The following is a 23,260-nucleotide window of genomic DNA, read 5'->3' as shown; positions in this document are numbered from 1 at the left end:
AGTTGTGATGGATTTGGATAAAGAAACCGCCCTTGTCGAAGCAATTTTTTATCTCGAAGGCGAGCCGCTCAATGCGGAAGCTTTGGCGCGTATCTCGGATTTATCGAAAGAAGTGGTTGAATCGGCCGTTGAGCGTTTGCAAAAGCGCTATGCTTCGGATGACAGCGGAATCGAATTGTCGCAGATTTCCGGCGGCTGGGTTATTACGCCCAAAAAGAATTTATGGTCGTTTTTAAAAGAGCGCTACGGCAAAAAAAACGAAGGCAAACTTTCGCGGGCGGCAATGGAAACGCTTTCGATTATCGCATATTCGCAGCCGATAACGCGCGGCGAAATAGAAGCCATCCGCGGCGTAAGCGCCGACAATATGATCCGCCTTTTAAGCGAGCGCAATTTGATTAAAGAAGTCGGCAAAAAAGACATTCCCGGAAAGCCGGTTTTGTACGGCACCACAAAAGAATTTTTAAAGTTTTTCAGATTGAACAGCATAGCCGATTTGCCGAAACTCGACGAAACGGAAAGCGAGCGTTTTGAACTTGCACGATGAAAGCGTACGGCTGCAGTTGTATCTTGCGCGCTGCGGAATCGGGAGCCGTCGTTTTTGCGAAGAACTTATTCTTGCGCGCAGGGTCGTCGTAAACGGCGAGGTCGCCGATAAACTCGGCACCAAGGTTTCACCGAACGACGAAGTGCGCTTTGACGGTACAATCGTGCGTCCCGAAGAAAAACTGCGCTACGTTCTGTTGAATAAGCCTGCGGGCTTTGTATGCTCCATGTCCGACGACCGCGGACGAAAAACCGCATCTTCTCTTTTGCAGCCGCATTTTTCCGAACGGTTGTATAACGTCGGCCGCCTCGATATGTTTTCTTCGGGCCTTATTATTTTTACGAACGACGGCGATTTTGCAAAACGGCTTTCGCACCCCTCGTCGTGCATCGAAAAAGAATACGTCGTAACAACGAGCGTTCCCGTTCCGAAAGAACTTGCACCGCGTTTTGAAAAGGGGCTTCGTGTCGGCGGCGTTTTTTACAAGTGCATAAAGGCCGAGCTTTTGAGTGCGCGCACGGTGCGCATCGTACTTACGGAAGGCAAAAACCGCGAAATACGGCGCGTGTTCGAATATTTTGAAACGGGCATACGTTCCCTTGAACGCGTGCGCATAGGAAATATTTTTATCGAAGATTTAAAGGCCGGCGATTTTAAAGAACTGACCGCAGATCAGGTTCGTTCGCTGCGCACGCTCATAAAGGGGCAGGGGGAATAGATGGTTATAGCGATCGACGGTCCTGCGGGAACGGGAAAAAGTACCGTCGCAAAACGTATTGCAAAAAAACTCGGCATTGCGTTTTTAAATTCGGGCAGCTTTTACCGCGCCGTTACGCTTGAACTTTTGCGCCGCGGCATCGACATAAGCGACGAACAAGCGGTTCTTTCGTGCGCGCGCGCTTTGCAGCTCGATTACGTAAACGAGCACCTTATAGTAAACGGAGAAGATGTCGAATCTTTGCTGCATTCGGATGCGGTGGACGCGCATGCGGCCCAAGTGTCGTGTATCGTACCGCTTCGGCATATTGTCAACGAAAAACTGCGTTCGCTTACCGAAGCGCTCGATTTTGTGTGCGAAGGCAGGGACATGACTACCGTCGTGTTTCCTTCCGCCGATTATAAGTTTTACCTTGACGCGTCGATCGACGCTCAAGCCGAGCGCCGCTTTAAACAGGGCGTAAGCAATCTTTCGCTCGAACAAATAAAAGAAACCATCATACGGCGCGACGCCATCGATAAGGCTAAGGCCGAAGGTGCATTAAAAATCGCTCCCGACGCCCATTATATTGATACAACGCACTTGACCATTGAGCAGGTTTGTGAGATAATCATTAGCAAAATTAACGTATAAGGGTTTAATATGGATCAGACGGAAGTGGCAATGAATGAAGCCCAGAACTCCACGGAGAACATTCAGACACAATTACAGGAAGAGTATCTTAAAAGTCTCGAAACGCTTGAAGAAGGGCAACTTGTAGACGGTACCGTTATACAGGTTACTCCCGAGCAAGTGTTCATCGACGTAGGATACAAATCGGAAGGAAAAATCCCGACATCGGAGTTTTCGGAATTACCGAAAGTCGGCGACACGGTAAGTGTTGTTCTTATTGCAAAAGAGAACAAGCACGGTGAAGTTATTGTTTCAAAGCAAAAAGCCGACGTAAAACAGCTGTGGAAAAATCTGCGGCAGGCTTTCCAGGATAAAACGCCGGTTGAAGGTACTATAGAAAAAACCGTCAAAGGCGGTTTTGAAGTCAATTTGGGCAGCGACATACGCGCCTTTTTGCCGATCAGCCAGTCGGATTGCCAAAAGGTTGAAAATCCCGAAGAACTGCTGGGCAAAAAATGCGAATTTTATGTGGAACGTTTGTATTCCGACAACAAAGCGAATGTGGTCGTAAACAGACGCAAATATCTTGAAGAAACGATTGAAAAAAAACGCGACGCTTTTTTCAACAGCGTATCGATCGGCGACACGGTAACCGGCACGGTAAAAAGCTTTACAAGCTTCGGCGCCTTTATCGATTTGGGCGGTTTCGACGGATTGCTGCATATAAACGATATGAGCTGGGGTCACGTAACCCGGCCGAAGGATTTCGTCAAAAAAGGGCAGGAAATTACGCTTAAGGTCGTCCGTTTGGACCCGGCCGAAAAGCGTATCAATTTGTCGCTCAAGCACTTCGGCGAAGATCCGTGGTTGCATTTTGAAGAAAAATATCACGTAAACGATATCGTAAAAGGCCGCGTAACCAAACTGGCCGATTTCGGCGCCTTTATCGAACTGGAAGAAGGCATCGAAGGCCTCGTACACATAAGCGAATTTTCGTGGGTTAAAAAAATCAACAAACCGAGCGATGTCGTAAAAGTCGGCGACGAAGTCGAATGCATGATTTTGGGTTACGATATTCAAGCCGGCCGCGTATCTCTCGGCTTAAAACAGGTAACGAACAATCCTTGGGACAGCATCGCCGAAAATTATCCGGTCGGCAAGCGCTTAACGAGTAAGGTTGTAAAAATCACAAACGCGGGTGCCTTTGTCGAATTGGAAGAAGGTATCGACGGATTTTTACCCTCCGAAGATCTTTCGTGGAAAAAGAAGGTTAAACATCCGGGAAGCGAGTTGTCGGTCGGTCAGGAAATTGAAGTTATCGTTACCGAAAACGATCCGGAAAACCGCCGCATCCGTTTGAGCGTCAAGCACTTAACGGAAGATCCGTGGCAGCCCTTTGCCGAAGCGCATCCGGCGGGTTCGGTTATCGAAGGCGAAATCGTTTCGATTACCGATTTCGGTCTTTTTGTACGCGTCGAAGGCGGCATCGAAGGCTTGGTCAACAAGGCGAACCTTACCGACGACAAGGACGAATCCTACGAGGATGCACTCAAAAAGTACAATGTGGGCGATAAGATTTCCGTATACGTTGTGGAGATAAATCCCGAAAAACAAAAGGCCGCATTTTCGATTAAAGAATTCAAAAAGAAAATGCAGCGCGATGAAATTTCTCATTATATGTCGGCATCCGATGACGATGACGGAGATGCATTTACGCTGGGCGATTTGTTAAAAAATAAACAAAACTGATTTTTGCGGGTTATTGAGATGACGCCGAATGCTATTGATGTTGAAAAGCTCAATACTCTCGTGGAAATCAATACCCGTATAAACGCGAACTATTTCGATTTGGACGCATTGCTGGTTTATATTCTTGAAGCGGCAATGCGTCTTGTCAAATGCGAAGCGTCTTCGCTTTTGCTCGTTGAAAACGCCGATACGCTGAAATTTAGGGTGGCGTTGGGGCCGGCCGGGGTAAAGGCACTGGCGATTCCCGTTGCCGCAAAGGGCAGCATTGCAGGCTGGGTGGTCGAAAACAACGAATCGCTGATTATCAACGATGTGGCGCAGGATCCGCGTTTTTTCGGCGCCGTTCAGGAAAAAACCGGCTATGTGACAAAGTCGATGGTCGCCGTTCCTTTGCGTTTTGAAAAAAAATGCATCGGCGTTATCGAGCTTTTAAATAAAGACGCGTTGGTTCCGTTTAACCGCGACGATCTTGCAATTTTGGAACTTTTAAGCGTTCAGGCGGGAATCGCTTATCAAAATGCGTCCGCCTATCGGCAGGCGCGCACGGAAATCCGCGAATTGGAAACAGCCATTTCTTCGGGCGGAGAATTCCACCAATTTGTCGCCGCCGACGCGTCGGTTTTGGATTTGTTTAAGGTTATCGAACAGGTTGCCGAAACGAATTCTTCCGTGCTTATTTTGGGCGAAAGCGGCGTCGGAAAAGAATTGGTCGCCGAACGGATCCATTTAAAAAGCCCGCGCTGCTCAAAGCCCTTTGTGCGCGTAAACTGCGCGGCCTTATCCGAGCAGCTTTTGGAAAGCGAACTTTTCGGTCATGTGCGCGGCGCCTTTACCGACGCCGTATCCGATTCGACCGGCCGTTTTGAAAGCGCTAACGGCGGCACGATCTTTTTGGACGAAATAGGGGAGCTTCCGTATAATTTGCAGGCAAAATTGTTGCGTGTCATACAAACGCGCAGTTTCGAAAAAGTCGGTTCGAGCAAAACGATAACCGCCGATGTGCGCATTATTGCGGCGACAAACCGCGATTTGGAAGCGATGATAAAGCAGGGAACATTCCGTTCCGATTTGTTTTTCAGGCTGAACGTTTTACCGATAACCGTGCCGCCGCTCCGCCGCCGACAGGGCGACATTGAACCGCTTGCCGATTTTTTCAGAAAAAAATTCAGCGTCGAAACGAAAAAGAATTTTACCGGCTTTTCGGAAGAGGCTTTGCGTCTTTTGCACACGTATTCGTGGCCGGGAAACATACGCGAATTGGAAAATTCGATAGAACGCGCATGCGTGCTCGGAACGCCGCCGCTTATTGAGGCGGCAAATCTGCGTATCAATTCGGCGGAACTTGCCGAAGGTGTTCCGCTCTGCGTAAATACCGGAGGAAAGCCCGCGCCCTTAAAAGACGCGCTGTTCCGGTTTAAAAAGGAATATGTTACGAATGTGCTGGAGCAAACGGGATGGAATCAAACGGAAGCGGCAAAGCTGCTCGACGTTCAGCGCACCTACGTTTCGCGCTTGATGCATGAACTTTCAATACGGTAAATAAGGACTACAGGAGTTAGTGATGGAACAAACCGAAAAAAAGACTTTAACCGATTCTATCGGCGATTTTATTACGGCGTACCGCAAGGTTATCTTAGGACTGCTCGTGGTGATTTTTGCGGCGGCAGCCGCTTTCGGCATCGGAACGGCCGTTTTATCGGCACAAAAAAAGTCGGCACTTTCCGACTTGGATGCTTTGGAAGCCGAATATTCGAAGCTTGCGGCCGATGAGCACGCCGATGCACAAAAAAAGAGCGAAATAGCCGCTCAAGCAAAAGCGCTTGCCGAAAAATCGGGCGGAGTTGCGCGGACTCGTGCCGCGATGTTTGCCGCCGATATTGCGTTTGCGGACAAAAACTGGGAAGAATCGCGCACGTATTGGCTTATGGCCGCAAAAGCCCAAAGTAAAGCCTATACTGCTCCGATTTGTTTTTATAACGCGGCCGTGTGCAGTGAAGAAGCCGGCGACCTTGACGCGGCCGTTTCGTATTTTAATACCGCAGCGGAAAACAAAGACTTTCCGCTTGTTCCCCACGCTTTATTTAATGCCGGCCGCATTGAAGAAAGCCGCGGCAATTATGCGCAAGCCGCAGCCTTGTACGAAAAGCTGAACGCTTCGCACAGCGGAACCGATTGGGCGAATTTGGGTAAAAGCCGCATAATCGCGTTGCGCGCTTCCGGAAAAATTCAATAAAGCCGGGGTGTGCCATAAACCAGCGATTGTCGTGCGCCGCGCTTTTTTGTTCCGTACTGCTTATTTCCTGCGGTTTGGAAACTTTCTATAAAATAGAACCGCCCGATAACGCGGATCTCAAAAATCCGGCCGATGGAACGACTCTTTCCGTTACAACAACGGCGGAAACCCGTAAATATGAGTTTTCATCGAAAAATAACGGCGGTTTTATTGCGGCGGGCACCGAAGTGTATTACCGCATTTATAATTCCGTAGAAAAGCTTCAGCAGGATGCCCGTTCGATAAACGCCGTAAATACCGATATCGGCGGAAACGGTTTTGCCGGAATGGAAAGGCTCGGCTATAAAAAGCTTCGTGTTCATTCCGGCGGTAAAAATCAGGATTTGCTTATAAAAGATGTGCATCGGGTTGTGATACGGCTTGCGGACGACGGTATTCTTGTCGGAGGAGTTTTTTATGACGGAGCCGGTTCTCCGCTGTTTTCCCCTGTTTTGCGCGAAGGCGGTACGCAATTCTACTTTAAAACGGATAATCAGGAGTTAAAGCCCCCGTTGAGCGGTGATACCGATGTCGATTCCGATGAAGATACCGGCGCTTTAGCCGGAAAATATTGGTATGTAAACGCCTACGCCGTGTCGGTCGGGCTTGTTTCCGCCACATGGACGCGTTCGGTGAGTAAGCTTTTGCCGCTCGGTTTTTTAGCTTTCGAAAAAAATCGCAGTTGAGGAAATATCGGTTTTTGTGCCGGATTGTCGATAATTGCAGAAAGACGGCATTATAATCCGGTTGTGAAATCGATACGGAAAATATATAATTATCTCAAGGAGAAAACACACCATGGCGCAGACGCCCGCCGAATTTACCAAACGCACTCATTCAATCGGTACAAAACTTTTGCTCATTACGGCAGCCTTACTGCTTGTGCAATACGGTATTATTGCGTATAAAGATTGGCTCAGCATAAAACAATTTTCCGAAAATCAAATAAAGGCAATTGCCGACTTAAAGCATTCGGCCTTCAATAATGAACTTAACGGCTATGCACTCATCGGGCAGGTTATATTGGATAACGTCGCTTTTGATAAAAATGTGCTAAACGCTTTTGCCGCACGCGATCGAAACGGTCTCTTGGAATTGACGCTTCCGATTTTTAATAATATGAAGCAAAAATATCGGGCGCAGCAGTTTCACTTTCATGTTCCGCCTGCGGTTTCCTTTTTGCGCGTTCAAAATCCTTCAAAATTCGGCGACGATCTTTCTTCGTTCCGTGCAACCATTGTGGAAGCATCTAAAGAAAAAAAAGAGATTTTCGGTCTTGAAGTCGGCGTGAACGATTTGGGCTTCAGAGTCGTTAAACCGCTTTTTAATACGAACGGCTCTTTTATCGGAACGGTGGAGTACGGAGGCGCCGTAAACAATCGGTTTATAGAACAGCTCGTTGCCAATGCCACCGCTGAAGTGCTGAACGGCGGCATGGACGTAACCGTTTGCGTGCGCACGCTCGACAATGTGTATACCGTTATGGGCTCCAATTTTGAAAAAGAAGCGCAGGCCGATTCCGCCGAATTGACCGCTTCTCTCGGCGACGAAGGGCTTATCCGCATGGAGAACGCGAGCGCGCATGCGCTCGCCTATTTCCCGATTAAAGATTTTTCCGGTGCAAAGATCGGTTATGTAAAATTCCGCTATTCGATTGAAAGTATCCTCGCTGCCCGCAATGCTTTTTTTATAAAAACGACTGTTGTGCTGATTGTTATTCTGTGCCTTTTTGTGCTGGCGATTACCGTCTTTACGCGTATCGTCATCATAAAGCCGGTGAATACGGTTGTCGGCGCTTTGAAAAATATTGCCGAAGGCGATTTAAGTGTTCGGCTTCCCGTTTCGGGCAATGATGAAATAGCCGGCTTGGCAAAATATTTTGAACAAACCATCGAGAAAATCAAGCTTATGATTCGCTCGGTGTCGGAAAACAGCGAACGTATGCAGGCTGTCGGTGAAAGGCTTTTGAGCAATATGTCGCAAACCGCGGATGCCGTAAATCAAATAGGCCGGAATGTGGAATCGGTCCAAGCGGAAATTATAAATCAAAGCGCAAGCGTAACCGAAACGTCCGCAACGATTGAACAGGTTAATAAAAACCTGAAACAGCTTGACGGGAATATTGCAACGCAGGCTGCAAGCGTTTCCGAATCTTCGGCCGCCGTCGAAGAGATGGTTGCAAACATTGCTTCCGTTTCCAAGCGGTTGGCAAAAAACAATGAAGTGATTAAAGTTGTGTATGAACAGACGAAAAACGGCAAAGCCGGCGCAAAGGCCGCGAACGAAGTCGTCAATCAAATTGCCGAAAAGTCGGAAGCTTTGCTTGAAGCAAGTCAAATTATTCAGAATATCGCAAGTCAAACGAATCTTTTGGCAATGAACGCGGCCATAGAAGCCGCCCATGCGGGAGAAAGCGGCAAGGGATTTGCCGTTGTTGCCGACGAAATCCGCAAGCTTGCCGAGGAATCGAATACGCAGGGAAAACAAATCACCGACGTTATAAAAGATTCGATTCAGATTATCGACAACTTAACCGTTACGGGGGCGGCCGCCGAAAGAGCTTTTGCCGAAGTGTACGAATCGGTCAATCAAATCTCACAGCAGGAAGAGCTGATTGTCGGTGCGATGGATGAACAGGAAAACGCGAGCCGAGAAGTGTTGTCGGCTATACGGAACATCAATGAAATCACAACCGGCATACACGATGCGTCTACGGAAATGCTTCACGGCAGCGAAGAGGTTGCGCAGGAAATGCGTAAACTCGGCGAAGTAACGCAATCCATAGACAAACGTATGGGCGATATGGTGTCGGCTTCGGAGCAGATCGATAAAGCCGTGAGCGAGGTCAATGCCGTTGTGAAAGAAAATACGGAAAGTATCGAAAACCTCGTTTCCGAAGTCGGTAAATTTAAAATGTAAAAATATAACTTTACATTGCCGTTTATTTTTGCTATACTTTTACCGTTGCGGCGGAAACCTTTTATGCGGAAATTTTCGTTTTGAGTTTCCGCCGTTTTCAAAAATTCTTTGGGTTTGTAGCTCATCAGGATAGAGCAGCTGCCTTCTAAGCAGCAGGTAGGGGGTTCGAGCCCCTCCAGACCCGTTTCCCCCTTATTCCGGAACGTAGCGCAGTTGGTAGCGCGTCTGCTTTGGGAGCAGAATGTCGCAGGTTCAAATCCTGTCGTTCCGACTATGTTGTGCGTATAAACGCGTTCCGCGCGCTGTCAGCGCTTTGATTTTGCGAGTATCTTTTCGACTGCGGCGCTCAGTATAAAAACCGCAAAGGCGGGAATGAGCCAGCCGAGGCCCGATGAATACATCGGCAGTTTGCGCATGAGGGCGGTAACGAAGGGCAGCGTTACGGATGCCTGGTCGAGGGCGTTTACGACGCTTATAAGCGCGGTTGTGTATACGGTAAAGCGATACATAAAGGCGCCCGTACCGACAAAATGTTCGCACAGCGCTAAAACGATAAGCATAATCGAAATCGGATAAATCGCCGTTAAAACGGGAATATTGTATTTTAAAATTCCGTCAAGCCCGATGTTCGCGAGGATAAAGCTGATAAATGTCCATACAATAACCCAGCGGCGGTAATTTAAACGCGGAATCAGCGTCGAAAAATAGTGGCTGATTGAAGCCAACAATCCGACGCATGTCGTTAAGCAGGCGAGCGTAAAAATCAGCGCAATGATGACGGCGCCGAATTTACCGAACAGGGCGCCCGATACGTTTGCCAAAATTTGTGCGCCGTTTGTCGTATCGGGGAACAAAGCCGCGCTTTTGGCGCCGATGTCGGCGAGCATCAGGTAAATCAAAAAAAGAATGATTCCGGCGAGCAAGCTGATTTTTACATTGATGCCCCGAATTTTCTTTTGGTCGAATATACCGTGCGCTTCGATCGAAAGGGTAATCACCAACCCGAAATTGAGCGCGGCAAGCGTATCCATCGTCAGATAACCGTCTACAAAACCTTTGAGCAGGGGATGCAGCGCATAGGTACCTTGCGGCGCACGGTACGGAGGCATATCGGCAAAGAGGGACGCGACGAATATGGTTAAAAGCATGGTGAGGAGGGTCGGTGTAAGAATGTTGCCCATTAGCTTTTGCATTTTTTTGTCGTCCATAACGCTGATGGTGCCGGCGGCGGCGAAAAAGATTAGAGTATAGGCAAAAAGCGGCCAACGTCCCGAAAAGCTGGGCGGCAGATAGGGCGCGATCGCCATTTCAAAAGGAACGCTTCCCGCCCGCGGAATTGCAAGGCAGGGGCCGATGGACATGTAAATAACAATGGTAAATATAACCGAAAATTGTGCTCCGACACGCTTTCCCAAATTCGGAAGGCCGCGTGTTTTTGCCATCGCCATCATTCCCAACACGGGAAGCACCACCGCCGTGATGCCGAAAAAAAGCATTGCGCCGATAAGATTCGTTCCGGCGAGCTTGCCGACCATGGGCGGAAAAATCAAATTCCCCGCACCGAAAAACATTGAAAATAAAACCAACGCGAGAAGGATAAAATCCCTTTTGGAAAAAGTGCCGTTCACTCAAGTACTCCGAAACAGACGTATTAAAGGCTGTGTGTTTTAAATAAATACAAATCCTGAATTTTTACGGGATCGATCGTATTGGGTTCGGTTACGACGTGCTCCGAACTGGTAACGGGAATATCCAAAACGTATATCGTTTTTTCAAAGCCGTCGGCCGTGATTTCAATTTTGAATTGAAATTGTTTCGTCTCGCCTAAAACGCGGGCTTTTTGCGGTTTGACCCAAAAAGTATATTTTCCTCTTGTATGGGAAGTCAGGGTCATCGGGTTTGTCCATGTGTGGTCGATCATGGAACAGGGGGCGCCGTTTCGGCTTAAAGTGATCCGTGCGGACGGTATGGCATCGAAGGTCGCTCCGTCGTATACGGTGCCGACGAAAAGCGGAAAGTTAAAAACGGGATCTTCCGATTCTTCCGACGAATCGCTTTTTTCGACGGCGTGAAAGGGCCGCGCATTCGCGGCGACCTTTTTCATTCCTTCGACTATTAAAGAATCAATATCCACCGACATTTGCGTATCGACCGTGGCCAACATATGCGTTAATCCTCGTCCGGACACGATATAGCGCGGCGGAAGTTTATTTAAAACATAGGCGGTCGTATCGAGTCGGCATTGTTCGCAATTACAAGTGAACCAAGCCGGTTTCATTTTGCCGATGCGCTTGTACATGTCGTTTACTCGAATAATAACCTGATCTTCAAGGATATTATGTATATTCATTATTTCCGCCTCTTTGCATATTAGTATGCTCTATGCATATGATATATTAAATTTCCATAATATGCAATATCATTAATATGCATATCATTCTTTTTACTTTTTTGCGTGCATGTTTATGTGCCGGGTGCGTTTATTGTCCGCCGCTTTTCGTATATGAACCGAGCCCGCCTTTTGCAAGGATTTTCCTCGATCGTTCGTCAAAATCGTTGGGGGATGTAAAGGAGAATTTGTTGTTTCCGGCTTTATCCGCGCACCGTATCACAAAATCGGAACCGTTTGCCAAAGCCGCTTCTATGCCGGTAATGGTTAATACATCGCCTTTTGTAAGGGCATCGTAATCGGCGGGATCGGCAAATACGAGCGGCAGTATACCGTAATTTATGAGATTGGCGCGGTGAATGCGCGCAAAAGATTTTGCCAAAATGACCCGCACGCCCAAATACATCGGAGCCAAAGCCGCGTGTTCGCGCGAGGAACCTTGTCCGTAATTTTCGCCGCCCGCAATAAGGCAGCCCTGCCTGCCGCTGTCCAAAATCGATTTTGCTTCGGCGTAAAAAGCGGGATCTATGCGCTCAAGCGTAAATTTTGCGATTTCGGGAATGTTCGAACGCAAAGGCAGCATTTTCGCTCCGGCAGGTAAAATGTCGTCGGTGGAAACGTTGTCCGGCGCTTTAAGAACGAGCGGCAAAACAAGCGTGTCTTCGCACGGAGGAGAGGCGGGGCAGCTTTTAATGTTCGGCCCGCGCACGATTTCGACGCGCTGCGCTTTTTCAAGCGGAAGCGGCGCTATAAACATTTTTTCGTCCGATGCCGTTTGTATGATATCTTTTTCGGAAAGCGCGTACGGATTTTCTGCAGCCGCCGCAGCGTTTGTTCCGGCGGCGCCGTCTTTGCCGGCGGTATTTTCGCCGCGTAAAAGACTTGTCCGTTTTCCGGCACCGGATACGGGATTCGTTATGCAGCCGTTGATCGCGGTTACGGCAGCCGTTTCCGGCGAAACAAGATATATGAGCGCATCGGCGGTACCGCTTCTGCCTTTAAAATTCCGGTTAAAGGTGCGCACGCTGACTCCTCCCGAAGACGGGGCAAAACCTTGCCCCAAACAGGGACCGCATGCGCTTTCCAAAATGCGGAATCCCGCGTCTATCAAATCGCTTAAAATGCCCGCTTTAGCGGCCATTAAAAGCGTTGCACGGCTTCCCGGCGCAATGCCGGCTTCAATATCGGGTGCAATCCGTTTGCCTTTTACAATGGCCGCAACGGCCGCCAAATCGTCCAGCGAAGAATTGGTGCATGAACCGATGACGACTTGTTGCACTTTCATGCCTTCCAAATCGGCAATCGGCTTTACCGCGTCGGGCGAATGAGGGCACGATGCAAGGGGAGAAAGCGTGTCGAGGTTTATGTCAAGTACCTTGTAATATTCGGCGCCCTTGTCGGCGGAAAGGGGAACCCAGCTTTTTTCGCGTCCCATCAGGCGAAGGTATTGTTTTGTCGATTCGTCCGATTCAAAAAGACTTGAAGTCGCTCCGAGTTCGGCTCCCATATTCGTAACGGTGGCGCGCTGGGGAACGCTCAGCGATGCGGCTCCTTCGCCGAAATATTCGTATACGGCGCCGACTCCGCCTTTTACGGTTTCGTGCCGCAGTACTTCCAAAATAATATCTTTAGCGCTTACGCCCGGCCGCAGTCTGCCGGTAAGATGTACGCCGATAACTTTCGGCATCGCAAGATGAAAGGCTCCGCCCGCCATTGCAACCGCCACGTCCAAACCGCCGGCGCCGATGGCAAGCATGCCCAAACCGCCTCCGGTCGGCGTGTGGGAGTCGGAACCCAAAAGCGTTTTGCCGGGAGCGCCGAATTTTTCCAAATGCACTTGATGGCATATACCGTTTCCCGCGCGGGAAAACCACAAACCGTATTTTGCGGCGACGCTTTGCAGATAGCGGTGATCGTCCATGTTTTTAAAATCGGTTTGCAGCGTATTATGGTCGACATACGAAACGGACAATTCCGTTTTTACCCGCGGAACGCCGATGGTTTCGAACTGCAAATACGTCATCGTGCCGGTCGCGTCCTGCGTAAGCGTTTGATCGATTTTTATTGCAATATGCGAGCCGCTCGGTATCGGTGTATCGGCGGTAAGATCGATGTCCGCTCCCGCATCGCGCACAATATGCCGCCGTATGATTTTTTCGGTTAAGGTAAGCGCCATTAAGTTCCCTCCGTAGGACCGAATTGTAGCGCTTTATATGAAAAAAGTCTATGACGGCTTGTACCTTCGTCCGCACGGTGCTATACTGCATATTAAGAAAGGAACTTTAAAATAAAGGAACTCTAAAATGAAAAAACTATTGCGCTTTATCGGCGTGCTGTTTGCTTTGAGCGCTCTGTGCGCCTGTTCGACGACAAAAAATGCCGGCTCGGCTTCCGGTACGCCTTCTTCGGATGCGGCACAGCTGACAAAAAGACCCGACTTCATCGTGCGAGGGGCGGACGAAAACCCTGAAAAACTCGAAAAAAACGATGTTATGTCGGTAACCGAAAACACGGATGCTCCCGTTTATTTCGAATTCGGCAGCTGGTCGAAAATCCGTATAATAGGGGATGTGTTCGACGCATTGCAATTACACGCCGAACTGACGAACGAACAAAAGTATAAGTTTATGTCGTATTTGTTCGATGAGTTGCCCAAAAACGCGGAAGACGGCATTGTGCGCGAAGTGCGGCTCGGCCGATTTTTCAGCGAAGGGAAGGGCGACGCTGCGAATCTTGTTATCCGCGTCGGTGTTTTTACTCCGGGCCCGGGAGCGACGGTAAAAAACGAGAAGGTTATCGTTATATATTCCAATGCCGTAAAATCGGGCAATGAAATAATGCGCGGTTCCGGCGAGTTTATCAATCTCGATACAAACGCAACCGTCATTGCCGCATACAACAATAAGCTTTTAACCAACATAAACGATATACGCGCCGCGGAAAATGCAAAAGTCGATGCCGGAACGCTGGCAGGATTCGATAAAATTTTATATGCGCAGTCGCTGCTCAAAGATGAAGATTTGAATAATGACGTAAAGGCTCACGATTTGTGTGCGCCGATAATCGATGATGAAAGCAGTCCCGCGCTTAAAATAATGGCAATGCTCATGGAATACAATTACCGTATTTCTCGCGAAGATATCGAAGGTGCGCAAGCCGTATGGAACGATATTCTCGCATATTGCGTCAACGTTCCCGGCGATATGACGCCCGAAAATCTGGAAGCCGTCAACGGCGAATCCTTACACCTTTTGCGCATGCTGAAAAAATAACGGAAAAGCGGTACGCAATGAACGCCGGAAAAAAACAAAGTCATTGTTTTTTCTCTTTTGCGCTGATTGCCTGTGCGGCCTTTTCGGCTGCAAGCTGTTCTCAAAGTACGGGCGCCGCGCAGGATTTTCCTGCGGAAAAAACGCTGCGCGCTTCCGTTTCCGAGTCGGCAGCCTCCGTTCAGTGGACGTTAAACGATGCCCATACGCCGCAAACCGAAGCGGAGCATGCGGCCGGCACGCAAGATCAAACGGCTTCGGGCGTTCATGCGTCGGCGGATACTTACACGGCGGCGGAGGTCCGCTTGCCTTCGGGAAGTTCTCAAAACGCCGAAAGCATTTTTGCTTCTCTTTTGGCGCTCGAAAAACCCGTCTATCCGTTTTTGGAAGGATTTACCGTATTGGATTCGAGCGTGCTGCCGCGTGCTGCCCGGCCTCTTTTGAACCGAGTGTTGGAAGGCTGCAAATCAAAAAAGCTGGATGAAGCTTTTTTTGCTTCGGGCTTGGGTTTTTTAAAGACGGTTGCCGAATACGAATTGCAATCTCTGCCCGAAGCCGATTCGTGGATAGTCGGCTATGCGCAAAAGAGCGGCGGTTCGGTATACGAAGTTTCCGTCCGTTTTTTCGGCGCGCGCGGCTTTTTCGACGCATATGTGTATATTGCCGAGGACGGTTCCGGAGAATATAAGGTCGAACAGCTGTTTTTCGGGAAAGCGGAAAAATGAATGCACCGCTTACGGGAATTGCGCGCGACGTCGTTGCGGATTTTTTATTTTCGGAAAAACCGCCGCTTGAGCTGCATACAGTATCCGGAGCGCACACGGACGGAGAGCCGCTCACTCTTTCAAGCGCGCAATATGCGGCCGTATCGAACCGCCTGCTGTTTTTCCCCTTTGCCGCAGTACCCGAATTTTTTTTTGAAGCCGCGCGCATCGATGTCCGTTTTTTTTATAAGGGCAGGGGGGTGCGTTTTTTCGGGGAGCTTAAACGCGTAAAAAACGGTTTTGCGCTTATCGTTCCGCAAACGATTTTAAAATCGGACGATGTCCCGCCGGTTTATTTAAAAGATATAAGCGCGTCGATATACATTCCCGGCTTTACAAGCGCGCAAGCCCGGTGCCGCCTCGCAGACGGTTTCGAACCTTTCAACAATCGGCAATGGCTGTGTTTTTCAAAAAAAGAAGCGCTCCGGTCGCAGGGCTTCTTTGAAACGGTTTCTTCGTTGAGGAGCGTTGAACTCCCGCCCCTGTGCCGTGCCGTGGTAGACCGAACAAAAAGAATTTTGTACCTGCCCGGTAAAAAAATTCCTTTAAGAAATTTTTTCCCGTTTCCCGTTTCCGTTACGGCCGACGATATAGCGGAGGACGAAAAGTCCCGCATCGAAGCCGAAGTGTCGGCTCTTCCCTACGATGTGTATATTCCGCTTGCACCCGGCGACCGGCACAGCGTTCATACGGTACTTGCTTTTAAATCCTACAAACCGACGATCAGCCCCGTCGATATAGAAGAAAAATTACTCTTGCTTCCCGTTTGCCGATTTTTAGCTATGCCGCATAAAGACGGCGGTGCGATCTGGCACCGGCTGCAGCCGCTTTCGATTTTAAGCCTGAATCATTCATCGCTTATTTTGGGCGGTTCCGGTTTTTCGCACGGAACGGGTTCGAGTTTTGTCGGAGCGGGCTTTCCCGGTGCGGCGGAAAGCAGGGGGATGCCCTTTCCCCTAAGCGAAGGCGGCGAATACCGCATACGCATACGGATTTTTATAGGTCCCGTGTGCCGCGTGCTTGATGCAACTTTTTTTGTTTCCAAGCTGTATAAAAACGGCGAAGGGGCTTTGTGCGCTTTCTGTTCCTTTTCGCGCATTCAGGAAGAAGACCGGCGTTTTTTGTATGAAAAATACTACGGAGTCCTCTATAAATAAGCGGGCGAATCTGCTATACTTCCGGCATGAAAGAAAGACAATCGGACGCGCAGCTGCGCCGCGAATTTTTTACCGAAATGGGCGAACGCTTCGGCGATGAAGTATTGTCGGTTGAAATGGTATGCCTCGAAGCCGACAACGATGTATTCGCCGCTTTGGAACTCAAACCCGTACAAAAAGAAATCGGTTTATGGGGCTTGCTTGTTTTGTGCAAAAAAAGTTTGCATTTTTACGCCCATCCTACCGAATCCCCGCTTTTGGGACTTTTTCGTGCCGCCTCAAACCGCAAACCGCCGGCCGAACAAACCCTGTCGTTCAACACGTTTACAAATTTTAATATACGCAGCGTCGAAAAGAAAACGCTGTTCGGCACGTCCCGTGAAAAATACCTCATCGCCGTTGACGCCGAATTATCGGCAGGAGAATCTCTCAGCTTTTATTTCAGAACGCAAAACAAAGCCGCCGCGGTACTCGAAAAACTCGGGGTATTTGAGCCGGCGTCTGGAATATAAAGGTATTATAAAGAAAAAATAAGAATTCCTGTAGTTATAGCTATTTTTTGAAAAATATGAGAAAAATATTGCCAAGGTAATTCTTTTTTCTTGCAAAAAAGCATCATATTTGTTATTCTAAATGAGAAAAAAATAGGAGTTAAAATGAGTACAAAATTGACTCTAAAAGAAATTTCTCAACTCGCCGACGTTTCAATTTCAACAGTTTCACGTGTTCTTTCCGATTCTTCGTATGTCAAATCAACAACACGCGACAAAGTTTTGACCGTATTGAATTCTGCTGAAAATAATAAAAATAGCAATAAATTGATTGCATTTATTTTCCCCGATATCTCAAATCTTTTTTTCCCCTTGCTTTTTAAAGGTATGAAAAGTATTTCAAAAATGCAAGGGTATAATATTTTAATATCCAATACTGAAAATTCTTACGAAACGGAAGTTGAGATTCTTGAAGATATGCTTAAATGCGGAGTTGAAGGTATTATCTATATCGGTGATTATGCAAAAAAGTCCCTTATTCAAGATATACTGGCAAAAGGTGAAATTCCCTTTGTGTTTTTGGATAGGGATCCCGATATTCCGAATGCCAATTTGGTAACGTCTAATAGCGTTGAAGGAATGTATCAATCCGGAAAATATATTATGGATTTGGGACATGAAAAAATTTTATATTTGGGCGGAATAGAATCTCTGCCGGTGGAACAGCAGAGGATGAGCGGTTTTTACAAAGCGCAAAAAGAGCATAAAATCTCCGATAAAGGTATTGTCAAAAAATTTGCCAACTATCTTATGGATGATGCTTATATGATAATTTACGATATGCTTCAAAAAGGAGTTTTTGATTTTACCGCAATTTGCGCTTCAAATGATTTAATGGCGTTCGGCGCATATAAGGCCTTAAACGATAACGGACTGTCCGTTCCGAATGATGTATCATTAATAGGTTATGATGATATTCCTATGTCGCTTGTACTCAATCTGACAACGGTTCGTCAGCCGTTTGAAGAGATGGGAAGGAACGCAATGATTGCGCTTTCAAATAAAATCACACGCCAAACGCAACAACCCGTTAGATCGGTTCTTGATGCCGGTCTTGTCATACGGAATACCTGTAAAGTTTTACATTAACGAATCGTTTATCCGCCGCTTTGCCGCAGTGCCTCGTATACGGGAACCAGCGCCTTATAGGTTTTGATAAAAATATCGTACCGGCTTTCGTAGGCGTGTGCAAGTTTTTCGTCGGGCGGAATTGCGCTTTCAATCGGGTTGATTTTTTCAATGACGGAAAAATCATTAAAAATGCCCGATCCGATACCGGCGCATAGGATTGCCCCCAGCGATGTTGCCTGCGAAAGGTGTTTGGGAATGCCTATTTCCCTTCCCCAAACGGAAGCAAGAATTTTCAGCCACGTTTTATTTTTAGCGCCGCCGCCGATTACGCGCATCGAAAGCGGCCCTAAACTTTTTTCAAGCGAATTCAAAATGATTTTTAAATTAAACGCAACGCCTTCCATACATGAGCGGAGCATGTCGATTTTTCCCGTCGAAGCATTCAAGCCCACGAAGGCGCCGCGTGCATTTGAATTCCACCACGGGCTGCGTTCTCCTAAAAGATAGGGAAGATATATGAGCTGCGACGCGTTGCCGCTTTCCAGTTGTTTGCGTATTTCATCGTTTACATATGCAAAGCAAGAGGTTTTATTTGTTTGAAAATCGGGAAAAAGATTTGTCATAAGCCATTCAATCGAATGCCCCGCGCTTTGCATTGTTCCGAGCGAAAGGTATTGCTCCCCGTCAAGATGTATAAGCGAAAAACAGGTTTTATCCGGATCGGCGAGGGGAGTTTTGCTTAAGGTACCGTTCCATGAAGAAGTTCCGAGCGCATTGTATGCGCTTCCCGTTTTATATACACCCGCGCCGGCCGTCGCGCAGCAACCGTCACCGCCGCCGACTATGACCGGAATACCGGCAATCAAGCCGCATTCTTCGGCTGCGGAAGAAATCAGTGTTCCGGCAGCATCGGTCGATTTTTTCAGTTCCGGTAATTTTTCTTCGGGAATGTGCAGAGCTTCCAGCAGCTTGCTCCAATACTTTTTGGTGTTTCGGTTCAAACAGCCCACATGCGATGCGTCGCTGTAGTCGGACATAAAGTTTCCCGTCATTTTACGGATGACGTAATCTTTCACTTGAAGGAATTTATACGCGGCGCCGAAGATTTCCGGTTTATGTTCTTGAAGCCACAGCATTTTTGCAATGCTGTAGGTGCCGTTTATGCGGTGCCCTGTTGTCGTATAAAAAGTGTTTTCATCGGCGGCCGAATACAGTTTATTCAGCTGTTCCGCCCCGCGCTGATCGGCCCATATGACGGCATTGCACAAGGGCTTGCCGTTTTTGTCCACGGGAAGGCAGGTATTCATAATTGCGGAAAAAGAAACGGCCGCTATATCGTTTGCGGAAATTCCGGTGCCGGTCAACAGTTTTTTTGTTGCCATGCATACGGCTTGCCACCACTGTTCGGGATTATGTTCGGCAAAACCGTCTTGCGGATAGTAGGTTTGATAAACTTCGGTGCAATCTCCGACAATCGACAGCGTTTGCGTGTCAAAGAGAACCGCTTTATTCCCGCTCGTTCCCAAATCGTGCGCCAATAAATACCGTTTCATGTCTCACTCCTAAGGCTTCCTTGCACATTTTTTCTATTGCAAGGAAGCTTAAACCTGGTATTATAATTAAAATCAGTATTATAAATTATATTTTTTTATCATATTACGAATAAAACGTATACCTTCTGTAAGGAAAACATCTCCGTTTGGAGCAAGTTTTCTCCATACCCATGTTGACATGTTATCCGTAATATCGGAAAAACCTTCCATTCCGACTCTGCCGTTATAGTTTATTTCCTTTAATGCCCGAAAGACACCGTCCCAATCGACATGCCCTGTACCGGGAATACCTCTATCACATTCACATAAATGATAATGTATCAGTTTTCCCTTTGCTGCTTTTGTTGCATGATAAAAATCTTTTTCTTCAACATTCATATGATATGTATCGAGATGGACTTTTACATTATCCAATCCTATCATGTCGATTAGTTTTAACGCTTGCTCACAAGTATTCAGTAAATAAGATTCATACCGCGTTACCGGTTCAAAACCTATATTTATATTGCATTTTTTAGCATACTCTGCGACTTCCCTTAAGCAATCTGCTGAATATTGCCATTCGTCGTTTGTCGGCGGTCGTTTTGCCGGTTTTAAATATTGGGAATATATAACACCGGAAAAACAATCCGATTCAACCGCAGCTGTAGCGTCAACACATTTTTTCAAATATTCAACACCTTTTTTGCGGTGTGAAACTTCAGTGCTCGTAATATCAAATTCCGCATCTAAAATAACATTGGAGGTAACGACATCAATCCCAACCTCCTTTTTGCGTTTTAGTACTGCCCTGGCATCGAATTTATCCAAGCACATTAAAGGAATTTCCAAGAAGTCTAAATCCTGCTCTTTCGCTTTATCTAAAATATTAAGCGTATCATTTGACCACTCAGAACACCATGCATATGCATGTATTCCTAAGTCCATATTTTGCCTCCTCAAAGTGATTAAAAAAAGAATTTACCCATAGTTTCTTTTGACCAGTCAACACATCCTGCATCGCCACCGACTACTAATTTTTTGTTGACGGTTACCTTTCCGAATTTCGGAATGGTTTGACCGTTAGTAATGGTACGGCCTTCTGCAATTTCTTTTGCCATCCAAACTAAAACATATCCGGCATCGGCAGGTCGCCATAATGAAATTACCGTGCAGGTTCCGTCTTCAACATACGGTTTTACCATTGAGGGAACGGAAGATCCTATGTTCAGGATCTTACCGGCATAGCCTTTTTCTTTTAGTGCTTTTGCAACCCCTACTGGTGAAGCTGAAGCACAACTTACTATTGCATTAATTTTGTTCCCATAGGTTGCCAGCAGTTCCAATGACTTTTCATATGCAATTTGTGTATTTTCCTCGTCAACGATAGGAACGGGCGTCAGTAAATTTAATTTCGGATATTTTGCTTTTTGATATTCGGTAGCCGCTTTAAATCTGACCATATGAGTTTCCGCAGTTAAATTTCCGACAAAAAATACATAATTTCCTGAATCGCCATAATATTTAACGATATTATCGATAAAGCGACGTCCCATAACCGCGTTATCAAATGCCTCAATATCAAAAGAAACGTTTTGTGCCGTAGGGGCTTCATGTGCGAGTGTGATAATTCCTGCAGACTGGGCTTTCTTTAAAACCGGCTCCAATGCGGCCGGATCATTGGGAATTACGGCAATCGCATCGACGCCTTTTGCTATGCATGATTCAATGAGAGCAACCTGTTGTGCGGCATCGGCTTCTGCCGGAGCAAGCATCGTAGCATTTACACCGAACTCTTTTGCAGCTTCATTGATACCGATTTTCATATCATCAAACCAAGGATGTTCCAGTTTGACTACAACGGCAACCTCTAAAGGCTTGTTGCCTTTTGAATCTTTTGCGCCGGCAGCAAAGATGCCGATTGTTAAAAATGATAACAATAAAACAAACATTACTTTTTTCATCATAGTTGACTCCTTTTAGCGGTTTTGTTTTTTGAAAAAATCCGCTTATATTTAATTAAAACATACAAATTTACAGTTGTCAAGTTTTTATATTCATATTTTTTTCAGAAAATGAAAATATTTTTTTCAGAAAAAGAAAATTTTATCATAATTTTCTTGACAGAGATAAAAAACGGTCTTATTATAAAATCATATGAATTTTATAAGTGCGGGAGGAATATTGTGGCTTCGGTCTTTCTCAGCATAAAGAATATATCAAAGACTTATAATGCTGTTAATGCATTAGATAATATTAATCTGGAGATAAAACACGGTGAGATTCACTGTATCATTGGGGAAAACGGCTGCGGAAAATCAACGCTGATGAAAATCATTGCGGGAGTTATTCCTCCTGATCCTACAAAGAGCGGTTGTTTGGAAATAGACGGAAAGCCTATGCACAATTATAATTCTACTATTTCTATGCGAAAAGGCATACAAGTTATCTATCAGGATTTATCATTATTTCCGAACTTAACTGTAACCGAAAATATAAATATCAATGACCGTATTGAAAACCGTTCCTTCTTTATCAATTGGAAAAATGCTGAAAAGACGGCAAGAGCTGCTCTCCAAGAGGTTTCGCTTGATGTTGATATAAATATGAATGTTTCTGATTTATCCATAGCACAGCGACAGCTTATTGCAATTTGCAGAGCTATAACCAATAATGTCAGATTACTTATTATGGATGAGCCGACCGCAAGTTTAGGGAAAAAAGATATTGACCATTTAATAACTATTATTCAAAAATTAAAAGTAAGAGGGATTGCAGTTATTTTTATCGGACATAAATTGGATGAAGTCTTAAGTATAGCTGATCGCATAACAATAATGCGTGATGGTCATATTATTAAGACTATTGATGATGTTACAGAATACAATGAGTATGTGCTTGCCAGTTTGATGACAGGAAAACAAATTGCATATGATACATATAATGCAGAGTTTGATTCTGATTCCGTAAAGCTTCTTGAAGTAAAGCATTTTTCAAAAGAGAGGCAATTTTTTGATATTAATTTAAAATTATATAAAGGTGAAATACTCGGAATTATCGGATTGGTCGGATCAGGGCGAACTGAATTGGTTTCAACTATTTTCGGATTACAGCAGCCTGATTCCGGCGAAATCTTTATTGAGGGAAACCCGGTAAGGATTTCAAACGTAAACGATGCTATAAAATTGGGAATAGGGCTTGTCCCTGAAAACAGACTCAGCGAAGGTTTATTTAATACCAAGTCGATAAAAAATAATATCAATATAACAACTTTAGATAAACACATTAATAAAGTCGGCTTGCTGTCCGCAAACAAGCTTGATAGCAATTCGTCGTATTGGGTTGAGATGCTTAAAATTAAAACACCGAATCAAAATAATCCTGCTTCATCACTGTCAGGGGGCAATCAGCAACGGATTGTTCTTGCAAAATGGATGTCCAATAATTCGAAAATACTTATATTGGATGGCCCTACTATCGGAATAGATATCGGAGCGAAAGCTGAAATTCACCAGATTATCAGGCAAGCAGTAAAAGAAAAGGCTATAGGCGTTATTATGGTCACTGATGAGATTGGAGAAGTCTTACAAAATGCTTCTCGAATTCTTGTAATGCATGAAGGAAAAATTATTTTTGATGATAGGCGAATAAATGTAAATGAGAAAATTTTAAAAACGACGCTGGCTCGTTATAATCGGGAGGAAGTTTAA

At 46.3% G+C, this 23,260-nt stretch carries 18 protein-coding genes, 2 tRNA genes and 1 pseudogene; 15 read left to right on the top strand and 6 right to left on the bottom strand.

Annotated elements, in window-relative coordinates:
- The first annotated feature begins 7 nt into the window (after nt 1-7).
- The 9 genes and pseudogenes from scpB to HMPREF9194_RS06520 all read left to right on the top strand — a co-directional run bounded on the left by scpB (nt 8) and on the right by HMPREF9194_RS06520 (nt 9,088).
- A complete protein-coding gene (gene scpB, locus HMPREF9194_RS06565; protein WP_016525593.1) occupies nt 8-547 on the top strand; it encodes an SMC-Scp complex subunit ScpB in 540 nt (179 codons plus the stop codon).
- Nucleotides 537-1,265 carry a pseudouridine synthase gene (locus HMPREF9194_RS06560; protein ID WP_016525592.1) on the top strand — a complete coding sequence of 243 codons (729 nt, stop codon included), beginning with the start codon at nt 537-539 and terminating at the stop codon, nt 1,263-1,265. The genes scpB and HMPREF9194_RS06560 overlap by 11 nt, the downstream gene beginning before the upstream one ends.
- Nucleotides 1,266-3,626 (top strand): annotated as a pseudogene (gene rpsA / locus HMPREF9194_RS06550) (30S ribosomal protein S1).
- An 18-nt stretch (nt 3,627-3,644) separates the two neighbouring features.
- On the top strand, nt 3,645-5,165 hold the full coding sequence (locus HMPREF9194_RS06545; RefSeq protein ID WP_016525589.1) for a sigma-54-dependent Fis family transcriptional regulator: 1,521 nt from the start codon (nt 3,645-3,647) through the stop codon (nt 5,163-5,165).
- A gap of 22 nt (nt 5,166-5,187) precedes the next feature.
- Complete coding sequence (locus HMPREF9194_RS11895) at nt 5,188-5,859, top strand: tetratricopeptide repeat protein (RefSeq protein ID WP_016525588.1); 672 nt, start codon at nt 5,188-5,190, stop codon at nt 5,857-5,859.
- A 26-nt stretch (nt 5,860-5,885) separates the two neighbouring features.
- Complete coding sequence (locus HMPREF9194_RS06535; protein WP_016525587.1) at nt 5,886-6,584, top strand: hypothetical protein; 699 nt, start codon at nt 5,886-5,888, stop codon at nt 6,582-6,584.
- A gap of 112 nt (nt 6,585-6,696) precedes the next feature.
- Nucleotides 6,697-8,817, top strand: a complete 2,121-nt coding sequence (locus HMPREF9194_RS06530; RefSeq protein ID WP_016525586.1) for a methyl-accepting chemotaxis protein — start codon at nt 6,697-6,699, stop codon at nt 8,815-8,817.
- Between the two features lie 110 nt (nt 8,818-8,927).
- Nucleotides 8,928-9,001 (top strand) — tRNA-Arg (locus tag HMPREF9194_RS06525).
- Between the two features lie 14 nt (nt 9,002-9,015).
- Nucleotides 9,016-9,088 (top strand) — tRNA-Pro (locus HMPREF9194_RS06520).
- Nucleotides 9,089-9,122: 34 nt separating this feature from the next.
- On the opposite strand, the gene brnQ is transcribed toward HMPREF9194_RS06520, so the two are convergent.
- The 3 genes from brnQ to HMPREF9194_RS06505 all read right to left on the bottom strand — a co-directional run bounded on the left by brnQ (nt 9,123) and on the right by HMPREF9194_RS06505 (nt 13,382).
- On the bottom strand, nt 9,123-10,445 hold the full coding sequence (gene brnQ / locus HMPREF9194_RS06515; RefSeq protein ID WP_016525585.1) for a branched-chain amino acid transport system II carrier protein: 1,323 nt from the start codon (nt 10,443-10,445) through the stop codon (nt 9,123-9,125).
- A 23-nt stretch (nt 10,446-10,468) separates the two neighbouring features.
- Nucleotides 10,469-11,167, bottom strand: a complete 699-nt coding sequence (locus tag HMPREF9194_RS06510) for a late competence development ComFB family protein (RefSeq protein ID WP_016525584.1) — start codon at nt 11,165-11,167, stop codon at nt 10,469-10,471.
- A gap of 130 nt (nt 11,168-11,297) precedes the next feature.
- Nucleotides 11,298-13,382, bottom strand: a complete 2,085-nt coding sequence (locus HMPREF9194_RS06505) for an aconitate hydratase (RefSeq protein ID WP_016525583.1) — start codon at nt 13,380-13,382, stop codon at nt 11,298-11,300.
- 127 nt (nt 13,383-13,509) lie between these two features.
- Between HMPREF9194_RS06505 and HMPREF9194_RS06500 the strand changes: the two genes are divergently transcribed.
- The 5 genes from HMPREF9194_RS06500 (at nt 13,510) to HMPREF9194_RS06480 (ending at nt 18,036) form a co-directional block, all read left to right on the top strand.
- Nucleotides 13,510-14,478: a hypothetical protein gene (locus HMPREF9194_RS06500; RefSeq protein WP_016525582.1), complete on the top strand. Its 969-nt coding sequence runs from the start codon at nt 13,510-13,512 to the stop codon at nt 14,476-14,478.
- A gap of 17 nt (nt 14,479-14,495) precedes the next feature.
- Nucleotides 14,496-15,200, top strand: coding sequence for a hypothetical protein (locus tag HMPREF9194_RS06495; protein WP_016525581.1), 705 nt, complete (start codon nt 14,496-14,498; stop codon nt 15,198-15,200).
- Nucleotides 15,197-16,396 carry a hypothetical protein gene (locus HMPREF9194_RS06490; protein WP_016525580.1) on the top strand — a complete coding sequence of 400 codons (1,200 nt, stop codon included), beginning with the start codon at nt 15,197-15,199 and terminating at the stop codon, nt 16,394-16,396. The genes HMPREF9194_RS06495 and HMPREF9194_RS06490 overlap by 4 nt, the downstream gene beginning before the upstream one ends.
- A 26-nt stretch (nt 16,397-16,422) precedes the next feature.
- Complete coding sequence (locus HMPREF9194_RS06485) at nt 16,423-16,908, top strand: hypothetical protein (protein WP_016525579.1); 486 nt, start codon at nt 16,423-16,425, stop codon at nt 16,906-16,908.
- A gap of 144 nt (nt 16,909-17,052) precedes the next feature.
- Nucleotides 17,053-18,036: a LacI family DNA-binding transcriptional regulator gene (locus HMPREF9194_RS06480; protein WP_016525578.1), complete on the top strand. Its 984-nt coding sequence runs from the start codon at nt 17,053-17,055 to the stop codon at nt 18,034-18,036.
- 8 nt (nt 18,037-18,044) lie between these two features.
- On the opposite strand, the gene HMPREF9194_RS06475 is transcribed toward HMPREF9194_RS06480, so the two are convergent.
- From HMPREF9194_RS06475 to HMPREF9194_RS06465, 3 genes are all read right to left on the bottom strand, one after another.
- Nucleotides 18,045-19,571 (bottom strand): xylulokinase, encoded by a 1,527-nt coding sequence (locus HMPREF9194_RS06475; protein ID WP_016525577.1) that lies wholly within the window; start codon nt 19,569-19,571, stop codon nt 18,045-18,047.
- A gap of 78 nt (nt 19,572-19,649) precedes the next feature.
- On the bottom strand, nt 19,650-20,498 hold the full coding sequence (locus tag HMPREF9194_RS06470; protein ID WP_016525576.1) for a sugar phosphate isomerase/epimerase family protein: 849 nt from the start codon (nt 20,496-20,498) through the stop codon (nt 19,650-19,652).
- Nucleotides 20,499-20,518: 20 nt separating this feature from the next.
- Nucleotides 20,519-21,517, bottom strand: coding sequence for an autoinducer 2 ABC transporter substrate-binding protein (locus HMPREF9194_RS06465; RefSeq protein ID WP_016525575.1), 999 nt, complete (start codon nt 21,515-21,517; stop codon nt 20,519-20,521).
- A gap of 108 nt (nt 21,518-21,625) precedes the next feature.
- Between HMPREF9194_RS06465 and HMPREF9194_RS06460 the strand changes: the two genes are divergently transcribed.
- Nucleotides 21,626-23,260 (top strand): sugar ABC transporter ATP-binding protein, encoded by a 1,635-nt coding sequence (locus tag HMPREF9194_RS06460; protein ID WP_156828004.1) that lies wholly within the window; start codon nt 21,626-21,628, stop codon nt 23,258-23,260.

The organism is Treponema maltophilum ATCC 51939 (assembly GCF_000413055.1).
Lineage (GTDB): Bacteria > Spirochaetota > Spirochaetia > Treponematales > Treponemataceae > Treponema_C > Treponema_C maltophilum.
Note: the sequence above shows the minus strand (reverse complement) of the source record. Positions and strands in the feature narration are given on the sequence as shown.

What these genes read in the sequence shown, in the direction of transcription:
- scpB (WP_016525593.1), top strand. Translation starts at nt 8, where the DNA reads ATGGATTTGGATAAAGAAACCGCCCTTGTCGAAGCAATTTTTTATCTC.
- HMPREF9194_RS06490 (WP_016525580.1), top strand. Translation starts at nt 15,197, where the DNA reads ATGAATGCACCGCTTACGGGAATTGCGCGCGACGTCGTTGCGGATTTT.
- HMPREF9194_RS06530 (WP_016525586.1), top strand. Translation starts at nt 6,697, where the DNA reads ATGGCGCAGACGCCCGCCGAATTTACCAAACGCACTCATTCAATCGGT.
- HMPREF9194_RS06480 (WP_016525578.1), top strand. Translation starts at nt 17,053, where the DNA reads ATGAGTACAAAATTGACTCTAAAAGAAATTTCTCAACTCGCCGACGTT.
- HMPREF9194_RS06460 (WP_156828004.1), top strand. Translation starts at nt 21,626, where the DNA reads ATGAAAATATTTTTTTCAGAAAAAGAAAATTTTATCATAATTTTCTTG.
- HMPREF9194_RS06510 (WP_016525584.1), bottom strand. Translation starts at nt 11,167, where the DNA reads ATGAATATACATAATATCCTTGAAGATCAGGTTATTATTCGAGTAAAC.
- HMPREF9194_RS06485 (WP_016525579.1), top strand. Translation starts at nt 16,423, where the DNA reads ATGAAAGAAAGACAATCGGACGCGCAGCTGCGCCGCGAATTTTTTACC.
- HMPREF9194_RS06505 (WP_016525583.1), bottom strand. Translation starts at nt 13,382, where the DNA reads ATGGCGCTTACCTTAACCGAAAAAATCATACGGCGGCATATTGTGCGC.
- HMPREF9194_RS06475 (WP_016525577.1), bottom strand. Translation starts at nt 19,571, where the DNA reads ATGAAACGGTATTTATTGGCGCACGATTTGGGAACGAGCGGGAATAAA.
- HMPREF9194_RS06470 (WP_016525576.1), bottom strand. Translation starts at nt 20,498, where the DNA reads ATGGACTTAGGAATACATGCATATGCATGGTGTTCTGAGTGGTCAAAT.
- HMPREF9194_RS06545 (WP_016525589.1), top strand. Translation starts at nt 3,645, where the DNA reads ATGACGCCGAATGCTATTGATGTTGAAAAGCTCAATACTCTCGTGGAA.
- HMPREF9194_RS06465 (WP_016525575.1), bottom strand. Translation starts at nt 21,517, where the DNA reads ATGATGAAAAAAGTAATGTTTGTTTTATTGTTATCATTTTTAACAATC.
- HMPREF9194_RS11895 (WP_016525588.1), top strand. Translation starts at nt 5,188, where the DNA reads ATGGAACAAACCGAAAAAAAGACTTTAACCGATTCTATCGGCGATTTT.
- HMPREF9194_RS06500 (WP_016525582.1), top strand. Translation starts at nt 13,510, where the DNA reads ATGAAAAAACTATTGCGCTTTATCGGCGTGCTGTTTGCTTTGAGCGCT.
- HMPREF9194_RS06495 (WP_016525581.1), top strand. Translation starts at nt 14,496, where the DNA reads ATGAACGCCGGAAAAAAACAAAGTCATTGTTTTTTCTCTTTTGCGCTG.